The sequence below is a fragment of the Citrobacter sp. wls714 genome (genome assembly GCF_005281025.1).
GTDB lineage: Bacteria > Pseudomonadota > Gammaproteobacteria > Enterobacterales > Enterobacteriaceae > Citrobacter > Citrobacter werkmanii.
Genome location: NZ_SZWZ01000064.1, coordinates 153,415 through 174,001 on the forward strand (window position 1 = coordinate 153,415; position 20,587 = coordinate 174,001).

The following is a 20,587-nucleotide window of genomic DNA, read 5'->3' on the forward strand; positions in this document are numbered from 1 at the left end:
CAAATTAAGCGTATAAACGCTAAAAAACAGGATGCATTTCGCAATTATCCTTCCCTGGTTTGTGTGTTCTTTTTTTTCTTCAGTACACACTCCCGAGTTCCCGTTTATAAAACAAGCATTCCCGCCTCACTTTTTTTTTGCAAGATTGTTGGGAATGAAAACAGATTGCTCCGTCGAAAACAGTCCCCTCTCTGCCGCACACTATTTTCAGTTAATTTTCCCTACTGTGGATGACTGGAGATGCCATGAAAATAATAACCTGCTTTAAGTTGGTGCCTGAAGAACAGGACATTGTTGTTACCCCACAGCGTTCGCTTAACTTTGACCGGGCCGACGCCAAAATCAGCCAGTTTGATCTGAATGCGATTGAGGCCGCGGCGCAACTGAGTACGGAGGGTGATGAAATCGTCGCTTTAACCGTGGGCGGCTCGCTACTGCAAAATTCCAAAGTGCGTAAAGACGTGCTGTCGCGTGGACCGGACAGTTTGTTCATGGTGCAGGATCTACAGCTGGAGCATTCATTGCCCCGCGACACCGCTCAGGCGCTGGCCTGCGCGGCCAAAAATATGAATTTCGACCTGATGCTGTTCGGCGAAGGATCGGGGGATATCTACGCCCAACAGGTTGGCTTACTGGTTGGCGAACTGTTGCAACTCCCGGTGATTAACGCCGTCAGCAACATCCAACGTAACGGCGACCGCATTGTGGTTGAGCGCACGCTGGAAGATGAGGTCGAAGTGATTGACCTGCCGCTCCCCGCTGTACTCTGCGTAACTTCGGATATCAACACGCCGCGTATTCCCTCAATGAAAGCCATTCTCGGCGCGGGTAAAAAGCCCGTCACGCCGTGGCAAGCCAGCGATATTGGCTGGACGCCTGCGTCACCATTAGCAGAACTGGTGAGCCTCACCGTACCGCCACAAACAGAACGTAAGCACATCATTCTGGAAAATGACTCAGCGGAAGCCATTGCCGAACTGGCTGAACACCTGAAAAAAGCCCTGAACTAAGCTCAACGGAGAGAAATTGTCATGAGTAAATTAGCTAACGTATGGGTGTTCAGCGATAACGTAGAACGCTACGCAGAATTAATGACCGGCGCGCGCCAGTGGGGTGAACATGTCCATCTTATTGTCCAGGGCAGCGAACAAGCTAATCAGGTTAAACCTCTGGGTGCCGATGAGATAATCGTGCTCGAAGCTCCCTCCGGTTTACAGCGTGTAGAAAATTACGCCGAAACCATCGCAGCGCTGATACAAGAACACGCCGGAATGCTGTTGATGCCCGCCACAAAACGCGCGAAATCACTTGGGGCACGGTTAAGCATCCAACTCAATGCCGCGATGGTGAACGACGCAATATTGGTGACTCTTGAGGATGACACCGTATTCGCAGAGCACCGCATGTATGGTGGTCTGGCATTCGGCAAAGAAAAAATCAAAAGCGCGCTGGCAATTATCACGCTAGCCCCAGGCCTGCTTGAACCCGTAGCGGAAAACGCATCGCACAATTGCCCTGTTGTCTCGGCAGCTTACATCGCACCGCTTCATGAAATTATGTGTCAGGAACGTCGCGCCAAATCTGTGAGCAGCGTGGACCTCAGTAAAGCAAAACGTGTGGTTGGCGTGGGTCGCGGCCTGGTTGCGCAACACGATCTGGAGATGGTGCACCAGCTGGCATCCGTACTGGGGGCTGAAGTGGGTTGTTCGCGCCCGATTGCCGAAGGCGAAAACTGGATGGAGCGCGAACGCTACATTGGCGTTTCTGGTGTGTTACTGAAGTCAGACCTTTATCTGACGCTGGGCATCTCAGGACAAATTCAACACATGGTCGGCGGTAATGGCGCGAAAGTCATTGTCGCTATCAACAAAGACAAGAAAGCCCCTATTTTCAATTACGCCGATTACGGCCTGGTAGGCGACATCTACAAAGTTGTTCCGGCCCTTATCGAACATCTCAGCCGCTAATCCCCCATTTAACGCACATCTCCCGCTGCCTTGCGGCGGGAAAGGAGCATAAAGCATGTCAGATGAAAAATTTGATGCCATTGTGGTCGGTGCTGGCGTGGCGGGTACCGTTGCAGGCTACGTTATGGCGAAGGCCGGGCTGGACGTGCTGGTCATCGAACGCGGAAACAGTGCGGGCAGTAAAAATATGACCGGTGGGCGACTCTACGCGCATAGTCTGGAACGCATCATGCCAGGATTCGCGCAGGAAGCACCACTCGAACGTAAAGTGACCCGCGAAAAAATATCCTTCCTGACCGAAGAGAGCGCCGTAACGCTCGACTTTCATCGGGAAAAAGACAACGCGCCAGCACAGGATTCTTACACCGTGTTGCGCAACCGGCTTGATCCCTGGCTGATGGAAAAAGCAGAACAGGCAGGCGCGCAGTTCATCCCCGGCGTCCGCGTTGATGCGCTGATCCGCGAAGGTACCAGAGTCACCGGCGTGCAAGCCGGTGACGATATCCTCGAAGCCAATATTGTCATCCTGGCCGATGGCGTCAACTCAATATTAGGACGGTCGCTGGGGATGGTCCCTCCCTCTTCTGCTCACCACTATGCTGTTGGCGTAAAGGAGTTGATCGGCTTACCTCCGGCTGTGATTGCAGATCGATTCAACCTCTCAGGCGATGAAGGCGCAGCCTGGCTGTTTGCCGGTTCACCGTCGGATGGACTGATGGGGGGAGGCTTTCTGTATACCAACCAGGACTCGGTCTCTCTGGGGCTGGTATGCGGGCTGGGGGATATTGCTCACGCGACGAAAAGTATTCCGCAGATGCTGGAAGACTTTAAGCAACACCCGACTATTCGTCCACTGATTGCGGGAGGAGAACTGCTGGAGTATTCCGCACATATGGTGCCGGAAGGCGGTCTGGCAATGGTACCCAAGCTGGTTGATGACGGCGTAATGATCGTCGGCGATGCCGCGGGTTTCTGTCTGAATCTGGGTTACACGGTGCGTGGTATGGATTTAGCAATAGCCTCCGCAGAAGCCGCCGCCCAAACCGCCATTGCAGCCAAAGAACGCAAGGACTTCTCCGCCAGCAGCCTGATGGACTACAAACGCGCCCTTGAACAGGGCTGTGTGATGCGTGATTTACAGCATTTTCGCAAGATCCCGGCGCTGATGGAAAACCCGCGCTTGTTCACCCAATACCCTCGCATGGTCGCGGATATCATGAACGATATGTTCACCGTTGATGGGCGTCCGAACCAGCCGATTCGTAAGATGATGATGTCCCATGCGAAGCAAATTGGGTTGATGAACTTACTGAAAGACGGCATCAAGGGGGCAACTGCGCTATGAGTCAGGACAATACCGTTAACGTCGACGTCAAGCTGGGCGTCAATAAATTCAATGTCGATGAAGGTCACCCGCACATTATTCTGGCCGAACATCCCGACCTTAACGAATTTCGCAAACTGCTGAAGGCCTGTCCCGCCGGACTGTATAAGCAGGACGAGAGTGGAAATATTCATTTTGATTCTGCTGGCTGCCTGGAATGTGGCACCTGTCGGGTGCTGTGCGGCGATACGATCCTCGAACAATGGGAGTATCCGGCAGGAACATTTGGCATTGATTTCCGCTACGGCTAACGGATTGAGCCGTTGCACCCCGGATCGGCCTCCACGGCCAATCCGGTCAGACGTATGCCGATATTATCCTGGGAATAACGAATGAGTATCACACTAACATTTAACGCCGAACGTCGCGAAGCCTGGCGACAACAAGGTTTATGGGGAGATGCTTCGCTTGGCGATTACTGGAACCAAACAGCCAGAGCCATGCCGGATAAAATCGCCGTGGTTGATAATCATGGCGCTTCATATACCTATGCCGCACTAGACGGTGCCGCCAGCAGTCTGGCGAGCTGGTTTTTAGCCTGCGGTATTCAACCCGGCGATCGCGTCGCTTTCCAGTTGCCGGGCTGGTGCGAATTTACCATTATTTATCTGGCCTGCCTGAAAACCGGAGCCGTTTCCGTCCCGTTACTACCCGCCTGGCGCGAAGCGGAGTTGGTATGGGTATTGAATAAATGCAAAGCGAAGATTTTTTTCGCACCTACCCTGTTTAAACAAAGCCGACCGGTCGATTTGATCCTCCCCTTACAAAACCAGTTACCGCATCTGCAACAGATTGTCGCCGTGGATAAACTGGCGCCGGCAACCACCTCGCAGGCGCTCAGCCAACTGCTTTTAGCCCCGCCGTTGAGTCAAACGATTAACGTCCACGCTGATGAACTGGCAGCGGTACTGTTTACCTCCGGAACCGAGGGGATGCCGAAAGGCGTAATGTTAACCCACAACAACATCCTTGCCAGCGAACGCGCCTACTGCGCCCGTCTCAATCTCACCTGGCAAGATGTTTTTTTAATGCCCGCGCCGCTTGGACACGCTACTGGTTTTCTGCATGGCGTTACCGCACCGTTTTTAATCGGCGCATGCAACGTGTTGTTGGATATTTTTAACCCAGACGACTGTCTTGATTTGCTGGAGCAACAGCACTGCACCTGTGTACTCGGCGCAACGCCATTTGTCTATGACATGTTATGTCGTATGGAAAAACGCTCCTGCGATCTCTCCTCGCTACGCTTTTTTTTATGCGGAGGCACTACCATTCCGCAAAAGATTGCCCGTGACTGCCAACGGCTCGGCATTAAATTGTTAAGCATTTATGGCTCAACGGAGAGCTCGCCGCATGCGCTGGTCAATCTCGATGATTCACCTTCCCGCATGATGACCACCGACGGTTATGCTGCCGCAGGCGTCGAAATTAAAGTCGTCGATGAAGCGCGTAATACCCTGCCCGCAGGAGTAGAAGGTGAAGAGGCCTCGCGTGGTCCCAATGTTTTTATGGGCTACCTCGATGAACCCGAACTGACCGCCCGCGCGCTGGATGAAGAGGGTTGGTATTACAGTGGCGACTTATGCCGGATGGACGAGGCGGGATACATCAAAATCACCGGGCGTAAAAAAGATATTATTGTGCGCGGTGGGGAAAATATCAGCAGCCGCGAGGTGGAGGATATTTTATTGCAGCATCCACGCATTCATGATGCCTGCGTTGTCGCGATGCCGGACGAACGGTTAGGTGAAAGGTCGTGCGCTTATGTGGTACTAAAAGCCCCACATCATTCGCTGTCGCTGGAATCTGTCGTCGCCTTTTTTAGCCGCAAACGGGTGGCAAAGTATAAATACCCGGAGCATATCGTGGTTGTCGAGAAGTTACCGCGCACAGCGTCCGGTAAGATACAAAAATACCAGTTGCGTCAGGATATTATTAAACGTTTGAGCATGGAGAGTGTTGCAGGATAGAGTGCCGGATGGCGATGCTAACGCATCTTATCCGGCCTACGTTGAATAGGCCGGATAAGGCATGATGTTACTTGTTCAGTTCAGCCAGGCTCAGCCAGGTCTGTACTACGGTGTCCGGGTTCAGCGACAGACTGTCGATCCCCTCTTCCATCAGCCAGGCCGCGAAGTCTTCGTGGTCAGAAGGTCCCTGACCGCAAATACCCACGTATTTGCCCTGTTTCTTAGCAGCGCGAATCGCCATCGACAGCAGCGCTTTCACCGCGTCGTTACGCTCATCAAACAGTTCAGAAACCACACCCGAGTCACGGTCCAGCCCCAGCGCCAGCTGCGTCATGTCGTTTGAGCCGATGGAGAAGCCATCGAAGTACTCAAGGAACTGTTCTGCCAACAGGGCGTTAGACGGGATCTCGCACATCATGATGATCTTCAGGCCATTCTCGCCGCGTTTCAGCCCCTGACGCGCCAGCTCTTCAACCACCGCTTTCGCCTGGGCAACGGTACGTACAAACGGTACCATCACTTCAACGTTAGTCAGACCCATGTCGTTACGGACACGTTTCACCGCGTCACATTCCAGTGCGAAACAGTCGCGGAAGCTGTCTGAAACGTAACGGCCCGCCCCGCGGAAGCCCAGCATTGGGTTCTCTTCGTGCGGTTCATAACGCTCACCGCCAACCAGGTTAGCATATTCGTTGGACTTAAAGTCCGACATACGCACGATGACGCGTTTCGGATAAAACGCCGCGCCCAGCGTCGCGATCCCTTCCGTCAGACGACCAACGTAGAATTCACGCGGAGAGTCGAAACCTTTCATCATGCCGCGGATTTCATTTTGCAGCTCAGGCGTCTGGTCATCGAACTCCAGCAGCGCACGGGGGTGCACGCCGATCATGCGGTTGATGATAAATTCCAGACGCGCCAGACCAACGCCTTCGTTCGGCAGGCAGGCAAAGTCGAAAGCCCGGTCCGGGTTGCCGACGTTCATCATCACCTTCAATGGCAGATCCGGCATAGTCTCCACGCTGGAGCTCTTCACGCTGAAATCAAGCATCTCAGCGTAAACATAACCGGTGTCGCCTTCGGCACAGGAGACAGTGACCTTCTCACCATCCTTCATGCGCTCAGTGGCATCGCCACAGCCAACCACGGCAGGGATCCCCAGCTCACGGGCAATGATCGCCGCGTGACAGGTACGGCCGCCACGGTTGGTCACAATCGCTGCCGCTTTCTTCATGATCGGTTCCCAGTCCGGGTCGGTCATATCAGTCACCAGTACGTCGCCGGGCTCAATACGGTTCATTTCGCTGATGTCGTGAATAACTTTGACCGGGCCGGCGCCAATGCGGTGACCGATGGCGCGACCTTCAGCAATAATTTTACCCTGGGCGTGCAGCGTATACCGCTCCATCACCTGCCCGCGAGAACGCACGGTTTCCGGACGAGCCTGAACAATGAACAGCTTGCCTGTATGACCGTCTTTCGCCCATTCGATGTCCATCGGACGACCGTAGTGCTTCTCGATCTGTACCGCCTGCTTCGCCAGTTCCTGCACTTCGTCATTGGTCAGAGAGAAAATATCGCGCTGTTCCTGCGGCACATCCTCAATGGTCACCTGCTTACCGTGTTCCTGGGTTGGCGCGTAGACCATACGGATTTTTTTCGATCCCATGGTGCGACGAACGATAGCCGGACGGTTAGCCGCCAGAGTCGGTTTGTGGACGTAGAACTCATCCGGGTTAACGGCCCCCTGCACCACCATCTCGCCCAGGCCCCATGCGGAAGTGATAAACACCACCTGGTCGAAACCGGATTCGGTATCGATGGAGAACATAACGCCTGAGGACGCAAGGTCGGAGCGCACCATCCGCTGGACGCCAGCAGAAAGCGCCACGCCACGGTGGTCATAGCCCTGGTGAACACGATAAGAGATCGCGCGGTCGTTAAACAGCGAAGCAAATACGTGTTTGATAGCGACCAGGACAGCATCGAAGCCCTGGACGTTGAGGAAGGTTTCCTGCTGACCTGCAAATGACGCATCTGGCATATCTTCTGCGGTGGCGGAAGAACGCACGGCAAAAGAGGCATGGGCATCGTCTGCTGACAGCTGCGCGTAGGCATCGCGGACGGCATTTTCCAGCTCCGGCTGGAAAGGAGTGTCGATAATCCACTGGCGGATCTGTGCCCCGGCTTTCGCAAGCTCGGTAACATCATCAATATCCGTTTTATCCAGCAGCTCATAAATGCGCTGGTTTACACCGCTTTGGTCCAGAAACTGGTTAAACGCATCGGCGGTTGTTGCAAAACCATTCGGTACGGAAACACCCATACCGGAAAGGTTAGTAATCATTTCACCCAGGGAGGCATTTTTGCCCCCAACTCTGTCTACATCATTCATGCCGAGTTGGTTATACCAAAGCACCAGCGGTGACGAGCCATTGTTGGACATCGAACAATCCTTATATATGAACGAGGTTAGGAAACTCAATTTTGCGTATTTATCTTTGCATATTTACCGCGGCGAAAAAAACGGTGAATCGTTCAAGCAACTTTATTTTTTATTTTTTAAGATTGTTTCCGCATTTGCGCAAACCCGCGAGCGACACGGGATCACCACAAAAACTATCGGTATAAACATTTGTTCCGAAAAATGAAATGTACTTTTCATTAAATATAAAAATAGCGTTTCAGTTTATAAAAGTGATAGCGCAATATTCGCTTCTGGCGAATTTTAATTTATGCTTTCAGAGAATTATGTCTGCCCCAGGATGCACAAAATGGATAATGCTGTTGATCGTCACGTTTTTTATATTTCTGATGGTACGGCCATCACCGCCGAGGTATTGGGCCACGCGGTAATGTCGCAATTTCCGGTCACTATCAACAGCATTACGCTGCCGTTTGTTGAAAACGAGAGTCGCGCGCGCGCGGTTAAAGACCAGATTGATGCCATTTACCAACAAACCGGCGTGCGCCCTCTGGTGTTTTACTCCATCGTCTTGCCGGAAATCCGCTCAATCATTCTGCAAAGCGAGGGGTTTTGTCAGGATATCGTGCAGGCGCTGGTCGCCCCATTGCAGCAAGAGATGAAGCTCGACCCAACGCCGATAGCCCATCGTACCCACGGCCTGAATCCCGGCAACCTCAACAAGTACGATGCGCGTATTGCCGCCATTGATTACACTCTTGCCCATGACGATGGTATTTCGTTGCGCAACCTCGATCAGGCGCAGGTGATCCTGCTCGGCGTTTCCCGTTGCGGCAAAACCCCGACCAGTTTGTATCTGGCCATGCAGTTTGGTATTCGCGCGGCCAACTACCCCTTTATTGCCGATGATATGGATAATCTGGTGCTGCCCACGTCCCTGAAGCCGCTGCAACATAAACTGTTCGGTCTGACCATCGACCCCGAACGCCTGGCGGCGATCCGCGAAGAGCGACGGGAGAACAGCCGTTACGCCTCTCTGCGCCAGTGTCGGATGGAAGTTGCCGAAGTGGAAGCACTGTACCGGAAAAATCAGATCCCATGGTTGAACAGTACCAATTACTCGGTAGAAGAGATTGCCACCAAGATCCTCGACATTATGGGGCTGAATCGCCGCATGTACTAGAATGCTAGTGCATTGGTTCGATTTTTTGTTATTATGCTCGCCACCAGGCCGGATGAGTGTGATATTGTGATGCACATCACTTCCCGGTAGTCCTGCCGTTGAAGCAACAAATTTCTGAGACAAGTAATGAACAGAACCGATGAACTCCGTACTGCGCGTATTGACAACCTGGTCACTCCAGCAGAGCTTGCGCAGCGGCATCCTGTTTCGTCCTCCGTCGCCCGTCATGTTACGGACTCCCGACGCCGGATAGAAAAAATATTGAACGGTGAAGACCCCCGTTTGCTGGTGATCGTAGGCCCCTGCTCGATTCACGATCTTGATGCCGCAGTGGAATACGCCACGCGTCTACAGGCGCTGCGCGAAAAGTACCAGACGCGTCTCGAAATCGTGATGCGTACCTATTTTGAAAAGCCACGCACCGTCGTGGGCTGGAAAGGCTTAATTTCCGACCCGGATCTGAACGGCAGCTACCGTGTGAACCACGGCATTGAGCTGGCGCGTAAATTGCTGTTGCAGGTCAATGAACTGGGTGTACCCACGGCAACGGAATTCCTCGACATGGTGACCGGCCAGTTTATTGCCGATTTAATCAGTTGGGGCGCCATTGGCGCGCGCACCACCGAAAGCCAGATCCACCGCGAAATGGCGTCTGCTCTTTCCTGCCCGGTTGGGTTTAAGAACGGGACGGATGGCAATACCCGTATCGCCGTCGATGCGATTCGCGCCTCCCGCGCCAGCCATATGTTCCTCTCCCCGGATAAAACCGGTCAGATGACCATTTATCAGACCAGCGGTAACCCATACGGGCATATCATTATGCGCGGTGGTAAAAAGCCAAATTATTATGCTGAAGATATTGCCGCCGCCTGCGATACCCTGCACGAATTTTCCCTGCCTGAGCATTTGGTCGTTGATTTTAGCCACGGTAATTGCCAGAAGCAGCATCGCCGTCAGCTGGAAGTGTGTGATGACGTATGCCAGCAAATTCGCAACGGTTCGACGGCGATTGCCGGGATCATGGCGGAAAGTTTCCTGCGCGAAGGCACGCAAAAAATCGTTAGCGGTCAGCCGCTGGTTTACGGTCAGTCGATTACCGACCCGTGCCTGAACTGGGAAGATACTGAACTGCTGGTGGACAAACTCGCCTCTGCGGTTGATAGCCGTTTTTAACGCTGTTCACCGGGTAACACTACGTTGCCCGGTGGTAATTCTTTGTTTTTCACTTCATTGTTGTGCAAAAACCGTTCTCGTCACAATTATTTCACAAAAACGCTTGCCGCAAATTTGCAGTTTGATGATAATGATTATCATTGTTACATTGATTGCTATTTTTAAACTCTATGTCACGTATGGATAACACAACAGCAACGCCTGCAAAAGAAAAAACACCGCCTGCCGTCGCCGCAACCGAGCGTCGCATTGACAGTAAAAGTCTGCTGGGCAAAGAAGGACGCGTGATTATAGAGCACGATGGTCAGCACTACCTGCTGCGCCAGACCCATGCTGGAAAACTCATTCTGACTAAATAAACAACACTTTTCGCCAGCCACCCAGGTGATACCCAGGCAGCCAGCGCTTTTCGATTTTCTAATGGAGAGTTGCTATGCCACACCTGCACACCGCATCCTTGCGCCCATCGCTCCTGGCGTTGGCGATTGTCAGTAATCTTCCCGTCGTTGCCTGGGCGGCGGTAGAGGATATGACCGTCACCGCCACCGGCAACGCCCGTAGCGCCTTTGAAGCGCCGATGATGGTCAGCGTTATCGACGCTACTGCACCTGAAAACCAGACAGCCAGCTCGGCAGCCGACCTGTTACGGAAGGTTCCGGGCCTGTCCCTTGACGGTACGGGCCGGACAAATGGTCAGGACGTCAATCTGCGCGGCTATGACCGTCGCGGCGTTCTGGTACTGGTAGATGGCGTTCGCCAGGGAACCGATACCGGGCACCTGAACAGTACCTTCCTCGATCCGGCGCTAATCAAGCGGATTGAAGTGGTACGCGGCCCTTCCGCACTGCTGTATGGCAGCGGCGCGCTGGGTGGCGTAATCGCCTATGACACTGCGGATGCTAAAGATCTGCTGGCAGCCGGACAAAACAGCGGTTATCGCGTGTTCGGTACCGCAGCTACCGGCGATCATAGCCTCGGTACGGGCGCCAGCACATTTGGCCGCACCGATACCCTCGATGGGCTGCTGGCCTGGTCCAGCCGCGATCGCGGTAATTTGCGCCAGAGCGACGGTACTACCGCTCCGAACGACGAAGCGATTAACAATATGCTGGCGAAAGGCAGTTGGAAAATTGACAGCGCTCAGACGCTGGCCGGCTCGCTGCGTTATTACAACAATGATGCCCGGGAACCTAAAAACCCACAAACCAGCGCGGCGGATGCCACCAGCAATCCAATGACCGAACGCTCAACCATCCAACGCGATGCGCAACTGACTTACTCCCTCTCCCCGGCGGATAATGACTGGCTGAACGCGGATGCGCGCATCTACTGGTCCGAAGCGCGTATTAATGCACAAAACACGGATAGCACCGGCGAATTTCGCAAGCAGACCACCAAAGGCGGGAAAATCGACAACCGTAGCCGCCTGTTTACCGACTCATTTGCTTCTCACCTGATGACCTACGGTGGCGAATACTATCGTCAGGAACAGCAACCGGGTGGCGCAACCACCGGTTTCCCGGAGGCAAAAATCGATTTCAGCTCCGGCTGGCTACAGGATGAAATTACCCTGCGCGACCTGCCGGTTACGCTGTTGGGTGGTACCCGGTACGACTCTTATCGCGGTAGCAGCGAAGGCTATGAAGACGTCGATGCCGACAAATGGTCGTCCCGCGCTGGACTCACCGTTGCGCCTGCCGACTGGCTGATGCTTTTCGGTTCATACGCTCAGGCCTTCCGTGCCCCAACCATGGGCGAGATGTATAACGATGCGAAGCACTTCTCGATTGGCCGTTTTTACACCAACTACTGGGTGCCAAACCCGAACCTGCGTCCGGAAACCAACGAAACACAGGAATACGGATTTGGCCTGCGCTTTGACGATCTGTTGATGGCAAGCGATGCGCTCGAATTTAAAGCCAGCTATTTCGACACCAAAGCCAAAGATTACATCTCTACCAGCGTCGATTTTGCCGCCGCGACAACGACATCCTATAACGTTCCCAACGCCAAAATCTGGGGCTGGGACGTAATGGCGAAATACACCGCCGACCTGTTCAGTCTCGATATGGCCTATAACCGCACGCGGGGTAAAGATACTGACACGGGCGAGTACATTTCCAGCATTAACCCTGACACCGTCACCAGCAAACTGAACGTACCGGTTGCGCACAGCGGTTTCTCCGTTGGCTGGATAGGTACATTTGCTGACCGCTCAACGCACATCAGCAGCAACTACGCCAAACAACCCGGCTATGCGGTAAACGACTTCTACGTGAGCTATCAGGGGCAACAGGCGCTAAAAGGCATGACCACCACACTGGTACTGGGCAACGCCTTCGACAAAGAGTACTGGTCGCCGCAGGGCATTCCGCAGGATGGTCGCAATGGCAAAATTTTCGTGAGTTATCAGTGGTAATCACTTTTCCCCGGTTCGCCGGGGCAGCAATCTGGAGGAAGAGACAATGAATCACCACACACGCTGGCTGGAACTGAAAAAAGAAAACCCGGGCAAATACGCACGTGACATCGCGGCTATGATGCACATCAGCGAGGCAGAACTGACCTTCGCGCGCGTCGGTCATGACGCCTGGCGCTTACGTGGCGAAGTCCGCGAAATCCTCGGCGCGCTGGAAGCCGTAGGCGAAACAAAATGTATTTGCCGCAACGAATATGCGGTGCATGAGCAGGTCGGCACCTTTACCAACCAGCACCTGAGCGGGCATGCCGGGCTGGTACTCAATCCACGCGCCCTCGATCTGCGTCTGTTCCTGAATCAGTGGGCAAGCGCCTTTCATATCAGAGAAACAACCGCTCACGGCGAGCGTCAGAGCATTCAGTTTTTTGACCATCAGGGTGATGCATTGCTGAAGGTCTATGCCACACAAAATACCCGCGTTGAGGAATGGGCTGCGTTACTGACCCGTTTCATCTTTGCAGAAAACCCGCCACTGGTGCTGCAACCTGTGAACAATTCTGCGCCTGCCGCCGTCACCGTTGATGCACAGACCGTTGATCAAGAATGGCGAGCCATGACTGATGTCCACCAGTTTTTCGGTCTGCTGAAACGCCACGATCTCACTCGCCAACAGGCATTTAATCTGGTGGGCGACGATCTGGCCTGCAAAGTTCCTAATAGCGCACTGGCGCAGTTACTCGATACCGCGCGTCAGGATGGCAATGAAATTATGGTTTTTGTGGGTAATCGCGGCTGCGTACAAATTTTTACCGGCGTAATAGAAAAACTGGTGCCGATGAAAGGCTGGCTGAATATATTCAACCCAGCATTTACATTACATCTGCTGGAAGAAAGCGTGGCTGAAACGTGGGTAACACGCAAACCAACCGCCGATGGACACGTAACCAGTCTGGAACTGTTTGCGGCCGATGGCACACAGATTGCCCAACTGTACGGTCAACGTACGGAAGGTGAACCGGAGCAAACGCAATGGCGCGCACAAATTGACGCACTGACGCCGAAAGGGCTGGCCGCATGAACAAACTCCTGCTCCTGATTGCGTTGCTACCCGTTACTGCGCTGGCGGCCCCCGAGGAAAGAGTCGTCACTCTGGGTGGCGACGTCACCGAAATTGTGTACGCGCTGGGGGCGCAGTCAACGCTTGTGGCGCGAGACAGCACCAGCCAGTGGCCTGAAGCCGCAAACGCCCTGGCTGACGTCGGCTATTTACGCCAGCTTAACGCCGAAGGGATCCTTGCCACCCGCCCTACGCTGGTCCTTGCCAGCGCGCAGGCTCAGCCTTCTCTGGCTCTAAAACAGGTCGAACAGAGCCACGTCAAGGTTGTTACGATCCCGGCAAACAACGACCTTAACGCGATTGATCAAAAAATACGCGTCATTGCCGAGGCGACTCACCGGGAGGCAGAGGGTGAAACGTTGCGTGCAACCTTACGTCAGGAGTTGGCGGCGCTCCCGTCATCTGAACTTAACAAACGCGTCCTGTTTATTCTTAATCATGGAGGGATGACCGCCATGGCCGCAGGCCAGCAAACCGGAGCCGATGCGGCTATTCGTGCCGCCGGTTTGCGCAACGCGATGCAAGGGGTTAACCGTTATCAGCCTCTTTCACAAGAAGGTGTGATTGCCAGCCAGCCGGACCTGGTGGTGATTTCACTGGAAGGTGTTAAGGCAATGGGGGGCGAGGCGAACCTGTGGGCGCTGCCGGGGCTGGCGAAAACACCTGCGGGACGGAATAAACAGGTATTACAGGTTGATGATATGGCACTGCTTGGCTTCAGTATCCGTACCCCGCAGGCCATTTTGCAGCTTCGCGCGAAAGCAGAGCAATTACCCTGATGTCCCGACGAATTACCTGTTCTTTGTGGGCCATGGCGCTAATGCTGGTCGTAATGACAATTTTGGCTACCGGTTTTGGCGCGTTGCGCCTGCCGGTAAGTCTGCTCTGGCGTGATGACAATGAAACACTGCGTCAAATCTGGCTCACTATTCGTCTCCCCCGTGTCCTGCTGGCCCTGGTAATCGGCGGCGCTCTGGCGCTATCCGGCTGTGTGATGCAGGGACTGTTTCGCAACCCGCTTGCCGACCCGGGGTTACTCGGAATTAGCAGCGGTGCGGCCTGCGCCGTCGCCCTGTGGGTGGTACTGCCTGTCTCTTTGCCCGCGCTGCTGATGCTGTATACGCCAATGTTGGCTGCATTTGTCGGTGCGCTGGCGGCAACCGTGGTGATTTTTATCCTCAGCCAACAGCGCGACGGTTCACTCTCGCGGCTGCTGCTGGTCGGTATTGCGATCAACGCGCTCTGCGGGGCGGCTGTTGGCGTTCTGTCGTGGGTCAGTAATGATGCGCAACTGCGCCAGCTGTCGCTGTGGGGGATGGGAAGTCTGGGCGCTGCGCAATGGTCTACGCTGCTGGCGGTTACCTCGCTGGTTATCCCGACGGTGCTGATCATCTGGCGTCTGGCTCCGGCCCTGAACCTGCTGCAACTGGGCGAGGAAGAGGCGCATTATCTTGGCGTGAATGTGCGTACAATCCAGCGTATTTTGCTGCTTTGCAGCGCCTTGCTGGTAGCCGCAGCGGTAGCAGTAAGCGGCGTAATTGGCTTCATCGGGCTGGTTATCCCGCATTTAATGCGGATGTGGCTCGGCGCAGACCATCGGGCCGTTATCCCCGGTTCCGTGCTGGCGGGAGCGTTTTTATTACTGATTGCCGACACGCTGGCCCGCACTTCAGTTGCGCCGGCGGAAATGCCGGTCGGTCTGTTAACCAGTCTGCTCGGCGCCCCGTGGTTTTTATGGCTTATTTTTCGTCAGCGAGGATCGCATGGCTGAATATTTCGTTGCTGAAGGGCTTCACTATCGCGTGGCGGGCAAGTCGGTGATTGCTGATGTATCGCTTACCCTCGCAAAAGGTGAACTGGTGGCGCTCATCGGCCCAAACGGTGCGGGGAAATCTACCCTGCTGCGCCTGTTGACCGGTTTCCTCAAACCGATTGCCGGGCGCTGCGTGCTGGCGGGCAAAGCGCTGAATGAGTGGCATACGCAGACCCTGTCGCGCCATCGGGCGGTGATGCGTCAGCAAACGCAACTGGGATTTGACTGGCCGGTAGAGGCCGTTATCGCGATGGGACGCGCGCCCTGGACCCAGCGTTCGGAACCTCGCCTTATCGCGCAGGTGATGGACATGACCGGATGCACACCATTGGCAGGTCGGCAATACGCCGCGCTTTCCGGCGGCGAGCAACAGCGCGTGCAGTTAGCCCGAGCCCTGGCGCAACTCTGGTGCGACGGAGCGCCTCGCGGCTGGTTATTTCTTGATGAACCCACCTCTGCGCTGGATCTTTACCACCAGCAGCATCTGCTGCGGTTACTGAAAACGCTTGTCGCTTCAGGAGAGTTGCATGTGTGTATTGTGCTTCACGATTTGAATCTCGCCGCCTTGTGGGCTGACAGAATAGTGTTATTGCATAATGGCAGGCTGGCGTCGCAAGGGACGCCGGAGACCGTGTTACGGGCCGATGATCTGATGCGCTGGTACGGTGCTCAGGTTCACGTTGGCCATCATCCGGCCAACGCGTCCCCCCAGGTATTTCTGGCACCTTAGCTTGAACAGCTCACTTCCAGCCGTTTGCCCCAGTCAGGCGGCCGACTGACATAGTCATCATCGCGATCCACAAACGGGGTACGCAACGCCTGGTGCAGCCGATGTAGCTCGGCGTAATCTCCCTGCTCCGCCTGACTAATCGCCCGTTGCGCCAGCCAGTTGCGTAAAACCATCGCCGGGTTTGCCGCCTTCATCTGTGTTTGTCTGACATCGTCAGCAACGCTGTCCTGTTCCAGACGCGAGCGATACCGCGTGAACCAGCCGTCAAAAGCCGCACGGTCCACAAACTCATCGCGTAGCGGAGATAGCGCACTGTGTTGTTCCGTCAGACTGAGCATGCGAAACGTTCGCGTATAGTCGCTTCTTTCTCGCGCCATCAGGCTAAACAGTTCACTCAGCTGCTCGTTATCGTTTTTCTGCTCGCTAAAGAAGCCGAGCTTTTGCCGCATCCGTTGACCGTAACGCGTTAACAGCGCCAGTTGGTAATTGTCCAGCGCATCATTGAGCGCCTCGACAGGGATAAATGGCGACAGGGTTTGCGCCAGACGTTGCAGGTTCCACAACGCGGCGGCCGGTTGATTATCGAAACTGTATCGTCCCTGATGATCGGAGTGGTTACAGATAAAATCTGGCACGTAGTCATCAAGAAAACCATACGGACCGTAATCCATCGTCAGCCCCAGAATAGACATGTTGTCCGTATTCATAACGCCATGCGCAAACCCTACCGCCTGCCAGTCGGCGATTAAGCTTGCGGTACGCGTGACAATATCGCTAAACCACAGCTGATATTTATCGGCTTCTTCCTGCCAATGCGGCCAGTAATGACGAATCGCGAAGTCTGCCAGTTGACGGACTTTTTCCGGCTCGCGACGATAGTAAAAGTGTTCAAAATGGCCAAAGCGCATATGGCTTTGCGCCACGCGGATGAGCATCGCCCCATGCTCTACCGTTTCGCGATATACCGGCGTGTCGCTGGTGACAATCGACAATGCGCGCGTGGTGGGAATGCCCAGATAGTGCATCGCCTCGCTGGCCAGACTTTCGCGAATGGTTGAACGCAGCACGGCGCGTCCATCGCCCATGCGGGAATAAGGCGTGAGTCCGGCGCCTTTCAGGTGCCAGTCAAGCGTCGAGCCATCAGCAAGCTGTTGTTCGCCCAGCAGGATCCCGCGTCCGTCGCCAAGCTGTCCTGCCCAGACGCCGAACTGATGTCCGCTATAAACTTGCGCTAAAGGCGACATCCCGGGAAGCAAGGATTCGCCTCCCCAAACGCCTGAACCATCTGGAAGAGTAAACAGCGCCGCAGGAATAGCCAATTGCTCAGCCAGAGCATCGTTATGCCAGATAAGATGCGCGTTTTTCAGGGGCGTAGGCGAGAGTGCTGTATAGGTTGCTGGTAATTCATCACGCCAGCGGGTGGTAAAAGACAGGGTCATAAGGCCTCCTGTCTCTAGTGTAGACTGTTAATAGCCTGTTAAACACCAGCAAATAAAAGGGTTATATCCTGGACAATGAAATTATCTGCGCGGGCGGCACCGCAGGCCACAGTCCTCCCTGCATCGCGCTGAAACCGAGAGGAAGTACTCGCGCCAGCATCTCTTGCGAGTCAATACCGCTAATGATGATTGACTCACAGCAGGGTGAGATTTGCGCCTGGATAGCGCGCATAAATGGTTCAAATGAAATATGTGCAATCCTTTGTTGAACAAAGTTTTTATCCAACACCACACGTTTGAACAGACCATCAAAAATTGCCCGCGTTGATATGCCGCCAGCGCCATAATTTTGCAGAACTAATGGAAATCTCGCCGCAAGTGCAGCCAGCGTTGGATTGTCTTTACCTTTGTTTAACTCTGGATAGCTTTCATTAATAGCCAGTTCCAGAAATGAAAATCGTTCAATTTGTGAAGCATATTTAGCGTCTGATAATAAAGTATTAGCAATTGCCGGAGTTAAATTAATCCAGGCTGAGACTCTGCGCTGAATAAAAAAATGTTGGCACGTTTCGATTAATTCTAGTTTTTCTGCAAATAAACGACATTGCTCATCGTCCGACATCCGGGGTAAGACCAGCTCGGTTGGTATACGCACATCCCCATGCAGGCTGACAAAACTGGTGATGATATCTACGAACTCAAGATCGCCTTTTTCGCTTCTCGCAGGAAGAAAAGAGAATTCCGATTGATAAAGATTATCCAGTGAAACAATCATCGTGCCAGCCCCTCTGCATAGGTGTTATCCGGCATCCTGTAGCAAAGGATGGAGAAATACGTTACTGCTGATGCAAGTAGAGGCTCTTTCATTTTTCCCTTTATAGCCAGTAAATCGAATCCTTTTTTTTAGCTTATCCTGATTATAAGCGAATATCCAGCTTTGCACTTTTTAATATCTCGGCATAAATCATATTTTTAGTAAGATACTCTCTTAACGCGCAGGGTTATTGTTCTGCTTAAGACAGATATAAAAATTAACGTGCAAACGCTGGGGGCGAGGCTGCGCAGTCGCTGGCAGCCTCGTCAGTTGTGAGGATTAAATACGTCGAGCCTGCCAAAAGTTTTTACGCCAGTAGACATTATCCAGTGACGAGCGCATCACTCCGCGGCTGGTTGAGGCATGAATAAATTGATTATTGGTGTCGTAAATGCCGACATGCAGACCACTTTCTCCGGATCCGGTTTTAAAGAAAACCAGATCGCCTGGCAGCAAATCATCTTTATCGATTTCGGTACCAATCTTTGATTGCATACGCGTGTCGCGCGGGAGCTGTAGATCGAATTGATCCCGCATCGTCATCAAAACAAACCCTGAGCAATCCACCCCGCTACGGCTCATACCACCATAACGATAAGGTGTACCATGCCAGGTTTGTAGCTGGTCATTAAGACCGGCGATCACGGCGATAGAATCCGACAAGTGGGCATTTGGCGCAGGAGCACGATGGCTGCTGCAGCCCGCCAAAAACAATGCTGTGATGAAAAGGAGCCAAAAACGCATTCAGGACGAATCCTCTGGATTTAATTTTTATGCCAATTTAGCGTGGAAATTATATGATTTTCAAGAACCCATTTAACTTAAGTGGTTGATATGAGCATTCTGTGGCCTTCGATATCCAAACGACGGAAGTTCACGCCGTAAGCCGCAGACAGATTAGCTGGTGTCAGGACCGTATCACGTGAGCCACTGGCAAGCAGCTTCCCACGTTTGAGCAACCAGGCCTTATGCGCATGGCGCAAGGTATGATTGAGGTCATGGCTGCTCATTACAATCGCTATTCCCTGCAAACACAGCTGCCCCAATAACTTGTCCAGGGCGTTTTGTTGCGCGACGTCCAGGCTGTTCATCGGCTCATCCAACAGTAAAAGCTGACCGAATGGATTTGCTTGCGGGCAAATTTGCAAAATAACGGCAGCGAGGCGTACACGCTGCCATTCACCGCCGGAGAGTTGATTCACGCCACGCCCCAGCTTATCCCCCAAACCCAGCGCATCGGCGACCTCCTGTAACAGATCGACTCGCGCTTTGTCGGGTTGATGCAGCGTCAGAAAATGCCAGACTGGCATGGCAAACGGCGGGTTTTGCTGTTGCGCAAGATAAGCACGATATTGCGCCAGCTTTGCTGCCGGCCACTCTTCAAGCGCCATGTCGCCAAAGGTGATGCTGCCCTCCCCGGTCGTCAAACCCGCCATACGCGCCAACAGCGTACTTTTCCCCGCACCGTTAGGTCCCACCAAATGCAGGATTTCCCCTGCTTTTATTTCACCAGAAAGCGGGCCGAGCCGGGTCGATTCCGCTACATCCTGTAGCTGCATCAATCGAGACATTAGTTTGCCAGCGCCTTCTTGATGCTTTGCACCAGCATAGGATCCTCAGGCGTCATATCCGGAGAGAATCGTTGCAGTACTTGCCCATCCCGCCCCACTAAAAACTTCTCAAAGTTCCACAGGATATCGTCCGGGTAGAGCGGCGCCCGGCCTTTACTGACCATACGTTCATAGAATCCACTGTCTGCTGGCGCAACTGCCGTTGGCGCGGCATCAATCAGCTTCTGATACAGCGGATGACGCCCCTCGCCGTTGACGTCAATCTTGCTGAACATCGGGAAAGTAACGCCCCAGGTCATACTGCAGTACGTTTTGATTTCGTCTTCGCTGCCCGGTTCCTGGCCCAGAAACTGATTGCAGGGAAAACCAAGCACATTGAAGCCCTGCTGATGCCAGGCTTTCTGCAGGTTCTCCAGTTGTTCGTATTGCGGCGTCAGTCCACATTTTGAAGCAACGTTGACGATTAACAGTACATTGCCGGAATACGGTTGCAGCGTAGTCGCCTCGCCGTCAATGGTCGTCACTTCTGTATTGAGGATAGTGTCTTGCATAGCATCTCCAGAACAACAGGTTGATTTTCAG

At 53.7% G+C, this 20,587-nt stretch carries 19 protein-coding genes; 13 read left to right on the forward strand and 6 right to left on the reverse strand.

The window, feature by feature from the left end:
* The first annotated feature begins 245 nt into the window (after positions 1-245).
* From FDX11_RS14055 to fadK, 5 genes are all read left to right on the forward strand, one after another.
* Positions 246-1,010, forward strand: coding sequence for an electron transfer flavoprotein (locus FDX11_RS14055; RefSeq protein WP_137398080.1), 765 nt, complete (start codon positions 246-248; stop codon positions 1,008-1,010).
* Between the two features lie 21 nt (positions 1,011-1,031).
* Positions 1,032-1,967: an electron transfer flavoprotein subunit alpha gene (locus FDX11_RS14060; RefSeq protein ID WP_137398081.1), complete on the forward strand. Its 936-nt coding sequence runs from the start codon at positions 1,032-1,034 to the stop codon at positions 1,965-1,967.
* A gap of 55 nt (positions 1,968-2,022) precedes the next feature.
* Positions 2,023-3,312 carry an FAD-dependent oxidoreductase gene (locus FDX11_RS14065; protein ID WP_137398082.1) on the forward strand — a complete coding sequence of 430 codons (1,290 nt, stop codon included), beginning with the start codon at positions 2,023-2,025 and terminating at the stop codon, positions 3,310-3,312.
* The gene (locus FDX11_RS14070) at positions 3,309-3,602 is read left to right on the forward strand and encodes a ferredoxin (RefSeq protein ID WP_038640220.1); all 294 of its coding nucleotides are present in this window, start codon (positions 3,309-3,311) and stop codon (positions 3,600-3,602) included. The genes FDX11_RS14065 and FDX11_RS14070 overlap by 4 nt, the downstream gene beginning before the upstream one ends.
* A gap of 81 nt (positions 3,603-3,683) precedes the next feature.
* Positions 3,684-5,321 carry a medium-chain fatty-acid--CoA ligase gene (fadK, locus tag FDX11_RS14075; protein ID WP_137398083.1) on the forward strand — a complete coding sequence of 546 codons (1,638 nt, stop codon included), beginning with the start codon at positions 3,684-3,686 and terminating at the stop codon, positions 5,319-5,321.
* A gap of 67 nt (positions 5,322-5,388) precedes the next feature.
* Here fadK and ppsA read toward each other — a convergent pair whose 3' ends face one another.
* Positions 5,389-7,767 carry a phosphoenolpyruvate synthase gene (gene ppsA / locus FDX11_RS14080; protein ID WP_042308787.1) on the reverse strand — a complete coding sequence of 793 codons (2,379 nt, stop codon included), beginning with the start codon at positions 7,765-7,767 and terminating at the stop codon, positions 5,389-5,391.
* 328 nt (positions 7,768-8,095) lie between these two features.
* Here ppsA and ppsR point away from each other — a divergent pair, with 328 nt between their 5' ends.
* The 8 genes from ppsR (at position 8,096) to FDX11_RS14120 (ending at position 16,181) form a co-directional block, all read left to right on the forward strand.
* Positions 8,096-8,929: a posphoenolpyruvate synthetase regulatory kinase/phosphorylase PpsR gene (gene ppsR / locus FDX11_RS14085; RefSeq protein ID WP_038640212.1), complete on the forward strand. Its 834-nt coding sequence runs from the start codon at positions 8,096-8,098 to the stop codon at positions 8,927-8,929.
* Between the two features lie 126 nt (positions 8,930-9,055).
* Positions 9,056-10,102, forward strand: coding sequence for a 3-deoxy-7-phosphoheptulonate synthase AroH (gene aroH / locus FDX11_RS14090; protein WP_079224452.1), 1,047 nt, complete (start codon positions 9,056-9,058; stop codon positions 10,100-10,102).
* Positions 10,103-10,272: 170 nt separating this feature from the next.
* Positions 10,273-10,461: a hemin uptake protein HemP gene (hemP, locus tag FDX11_RS14095; protein WP_038640207.1), complete on the forward strand. Its 189-nt coding sequence runs from the start codon at positions 10,273-10,275 to the stop codon at positions 10,459-10,461.
* A 74-nt stretch (positions 10,462-10,535) separates the two neighbouring features.
* Positions 10,536-12,521 carry a TonB-dependent hemoglobin/transferrin/lactoferrin family receptor gene (locus FDX11_RS14100; protein WP_137398084.1) on the forward strand — a complete coding sequence of 662 codons (1,986 nt, stop codon included), beginning with the start codon at positions 10,536-10,538 and terminating at the stop codon, positions 12,519-12,521.
* 46 nt (positions 12,522-12,567) lie between these two features.
* On the forward strand, positions 12,568-13,599 hold the full coding sequence (locus FDX11_RS14105) for a hemin-degrading factor (protein WP_137398085.1): 1,032 nt from the start codon (positions 12,568-12,570) through the stop codon (positions 13,597-13,599).
* On the forward strand, positions 13,596-14,417 hold the full coding sequence (locus tag FDX11_RS14110) for a hemin ABC transporter substrate-binding protein (RefSeq protein WP_137398086.1): 822 nt from the start codon (positions 13,596-13,598) through the stop codon (positions 14,415-14,417). Before FDX11_RS14105 ends, FDX11_RS14110 begins: the two co-directional genes overlap by 4 nt.
* A complete protein-coding gene (locus tag FDX11_RS14115; RefSeq protein WP_137398087.1) occupies positions 14,417-15,409 on the forward strand; it encodes an iron ABC transporter permease in 993 nt (330 codons plus the stop codon). Before FDX11_RS14110 ends, FDX11_RS14115 begins: the two co-directional genes overlap by 1 nt.
* The gene (locus FDX11_RS14120) at positions 15,402-16,181 is read left to right on the forward strand and encodes a heme ABC transporter ATP-binding protein (protein WP_137398088.1); all 780 of its coding nucleotides are present in this window, start codon (positions 15,402-15,404) and stop codon (positions 16,179-16,181) included. Before FDX11_RS14115 ends, FDX11_RS14120 begins: the two co-directional genes overlap by 8 nt.
* On the opposite strand, the gene selO is transcribed toward FDX11_RS14120, so the two are convergent.
* The 5 genes from selO to FDX11_RS14145 all read right to left on the reverse strand — a co-directional run bounded on the left by selO (position 16,178) and on the right by FDX11_RS14145 (position 20,556).
* Entirely contained in the window at positions 16,178-17,620 is a 1,443-nt protein-coding gene (selO, locus tag FDX11_RS14125; protein ID WP_137398089.1) for a protein adenylyltransferase SelO, read from the reverse strand. The two genes, FDX11_RS14120 and selO, sit on opposite strands and share 4 nt — an antisense overlap.
* Positions 17,621-17,681: 61 nt before the next feature.
* Complete coding sequence (locus tag FDX11_RS14130; protein ID WP_137398090.1) at positions 17,682-18,395, reverse strand: EAL domain-containing protein; 714 nt, start codon at positions 18,393-18,395, stop codon at positions 17,682-17,684.
* 318 nt (positions 18,396-18,713) lie between these two features.
* Positions 18,714-19,178: an NlpC/P60 family protein gene (locus FDX11_RS14135; protein ID WP_042308806.1), complete on the reverse strand. Its 465-nt coding sequence runs from the start codon at positions 19,176-19,178 to the stop codon at positions 18,714-18,716.
* A 77-nt stretch (positions 19,179-19,255) separates the two neighbouring features.
* Positions 19,256-20,005: a vitamin B12 ABC transporter ATP-binding protein BtuD gene (gene btuD / locus FDX11_RS14140; RefSeq protein ID WP_137398091.1), complete on the reverse strand. Its 750-nt coding sequence runs from the start codon at positions 20,003-20,005 to the stop codon at positions 19,256-19,258.
* Entirely contained in the window at positions 20,005-20,556 is a 552-nt protein-coding gene (locus tag FDX11_RS14145; RefSeq protein ID WP_042308809.1) for a glutathione peroxidase, read from the reverse strand. Before FDX11_RS14145 ends, btuD begins: the two co-directional genes overlap by 1 nt.
* Positions 20,557-20,587 lie beyond the last annotated feature (31 nt).

What these genes read in the sequence shown, in the direction of transcription:
- FDX11_RS14055 (WP_137398080.1), top strand. Translation starts at nt 246, where the DNA reads ATGAAAATAATAACCTGCTTTAAGTTGGTGCCTGAAGAACAGGACATT.
- FDX11_RS14060 (WP_137398081.1), top strand. Translation starts at nt 1,032, where the DNA reads ATGAGTAAATTAGCTAACGTATGGGTGTTCAGCGATAACGTAGAACGC.
- FDX11_RS14065 (WP_137398082.1), top strand. Translation starts at nt 2,023, where the DNA reads ATGTCAGATGAAAAATTTGATGCCATTGTGGTCGGTGCTGGCGTGGCG.
- FDX11_RS14070 (WP_038640220.1), top strand. Translation starts at nt 3,309, where the DNA reads ATGAGTCAGGACAATACCGTTAACGTCGACGTCAAGCTGGGCGTCAAT.
- fadK (WP_137398083.1), top strand. Translation starts at nt 3,684, where the DNA reads ATGAGTATCACACTAACATTTAACGCCGAACGTCGCGAAGCCTGGCGA.
- ppsA (WP_042308787.1), bottom strand. Translation starts at nt 7,767, where the DNA reads ATGTCCAACAATGGCTCGTCACCGCTGGTGCTTTGGTATAACCAACTC.
- ppsR (WP_038640212.1), top strand. Translation starts at nt 8,096, where the DNA reads ATGGATAATGCTGTTGATCGTCACGTTTTTTATATTTCTGATGGTACG.
- aroH (WP_079224452.1), top strand. Translation starts at nt 9,056, where the DNA reads ATGAACAGAACCGATGAACTCCGTACTGCGCGTATTGACAACCTGGTC.
- hemP (WP_038640207.1), top strand. Translation starts at nt 10,273, where the DNA reads ATGTCACGTATGGATAACACAACAGCAACGCCTGCAAAAGAAAAAACA.
- FDX11_RS14100 (WP_137398084.1), top strand. Translation starts at nt 10,536, where the DNA reads ATGCCACACCTGCACACCGCATCCTTGCGCCCATCGCTCCTGGCGTTG.
- FDX11_RS14105 (WP_137398085.1), top strand. Translation starts at nt 12,568, where the DNA reads ATGAATCACCACACACGCTGGCTGGAACTGAAAAAAGAAAACCCGGGC.
- FDX11_RS14110 (WP_137398086.1), top strand. Translation starts at nt 13,596, where the DNA reads ATGAACAAACTCCTGCTCCTGATTGCGTTGCTACCCGTTACTGCGCTG.
- FDX11_RS14115 (WP_137398087.1), top strand. Translation starts at nt 14,417, where the DNA reads ATGTCCCGACGAATTACCTGTTCTTTGTGGGCCATGGCGCTAATGCTG.
- FDX11_RS14120 (WP_137398088.1), top strand. Translation starts at nt 15,402, where the DNA reads ATGGCTGAATATTTCGTTGCTGAAGGGCTTCACTATCGCGTGGCGGGC.
- selO (WP_137398089.1), bottom strand. Translation starts at nt 17,620, where the DNA reads ATGACCCTGTCTTTTACCACCCGCTGGCGTGATGAATTACCAGCAACC.
- FDX11_RS14130 (WP_137398090.1), bottom strand. Translation starts at nt 18,395, where the DNA reads ATGATTGTTTCACTGGATAATCTTTATCAATCGGAATTCTCTTTTCTT.
- FDX11_RS14135 (WP_042308806.1), bottom strand. Translation starts at nt 19,178, where the DNA reads ATGCGTTTTTGGCTCCTTTTCATCACAGCATTGTTTTTGGCGGGCTGC.
- btuD (WP_137398091.1), bottom strand. Translation starts at nt 20,005, where the DNA reads ATGTCTCGATTGATGCAGCTACAGGATGTAGCGGAATCGACCCGGCTC.
- FDX11_RS14145 (WP_042308809.1), bottom strand. Translation starts at nt 20,556, where the DNA reads ATGCAAGACACTATCCTCAATACAGAAGTGACGACCATTGACGGCGAG.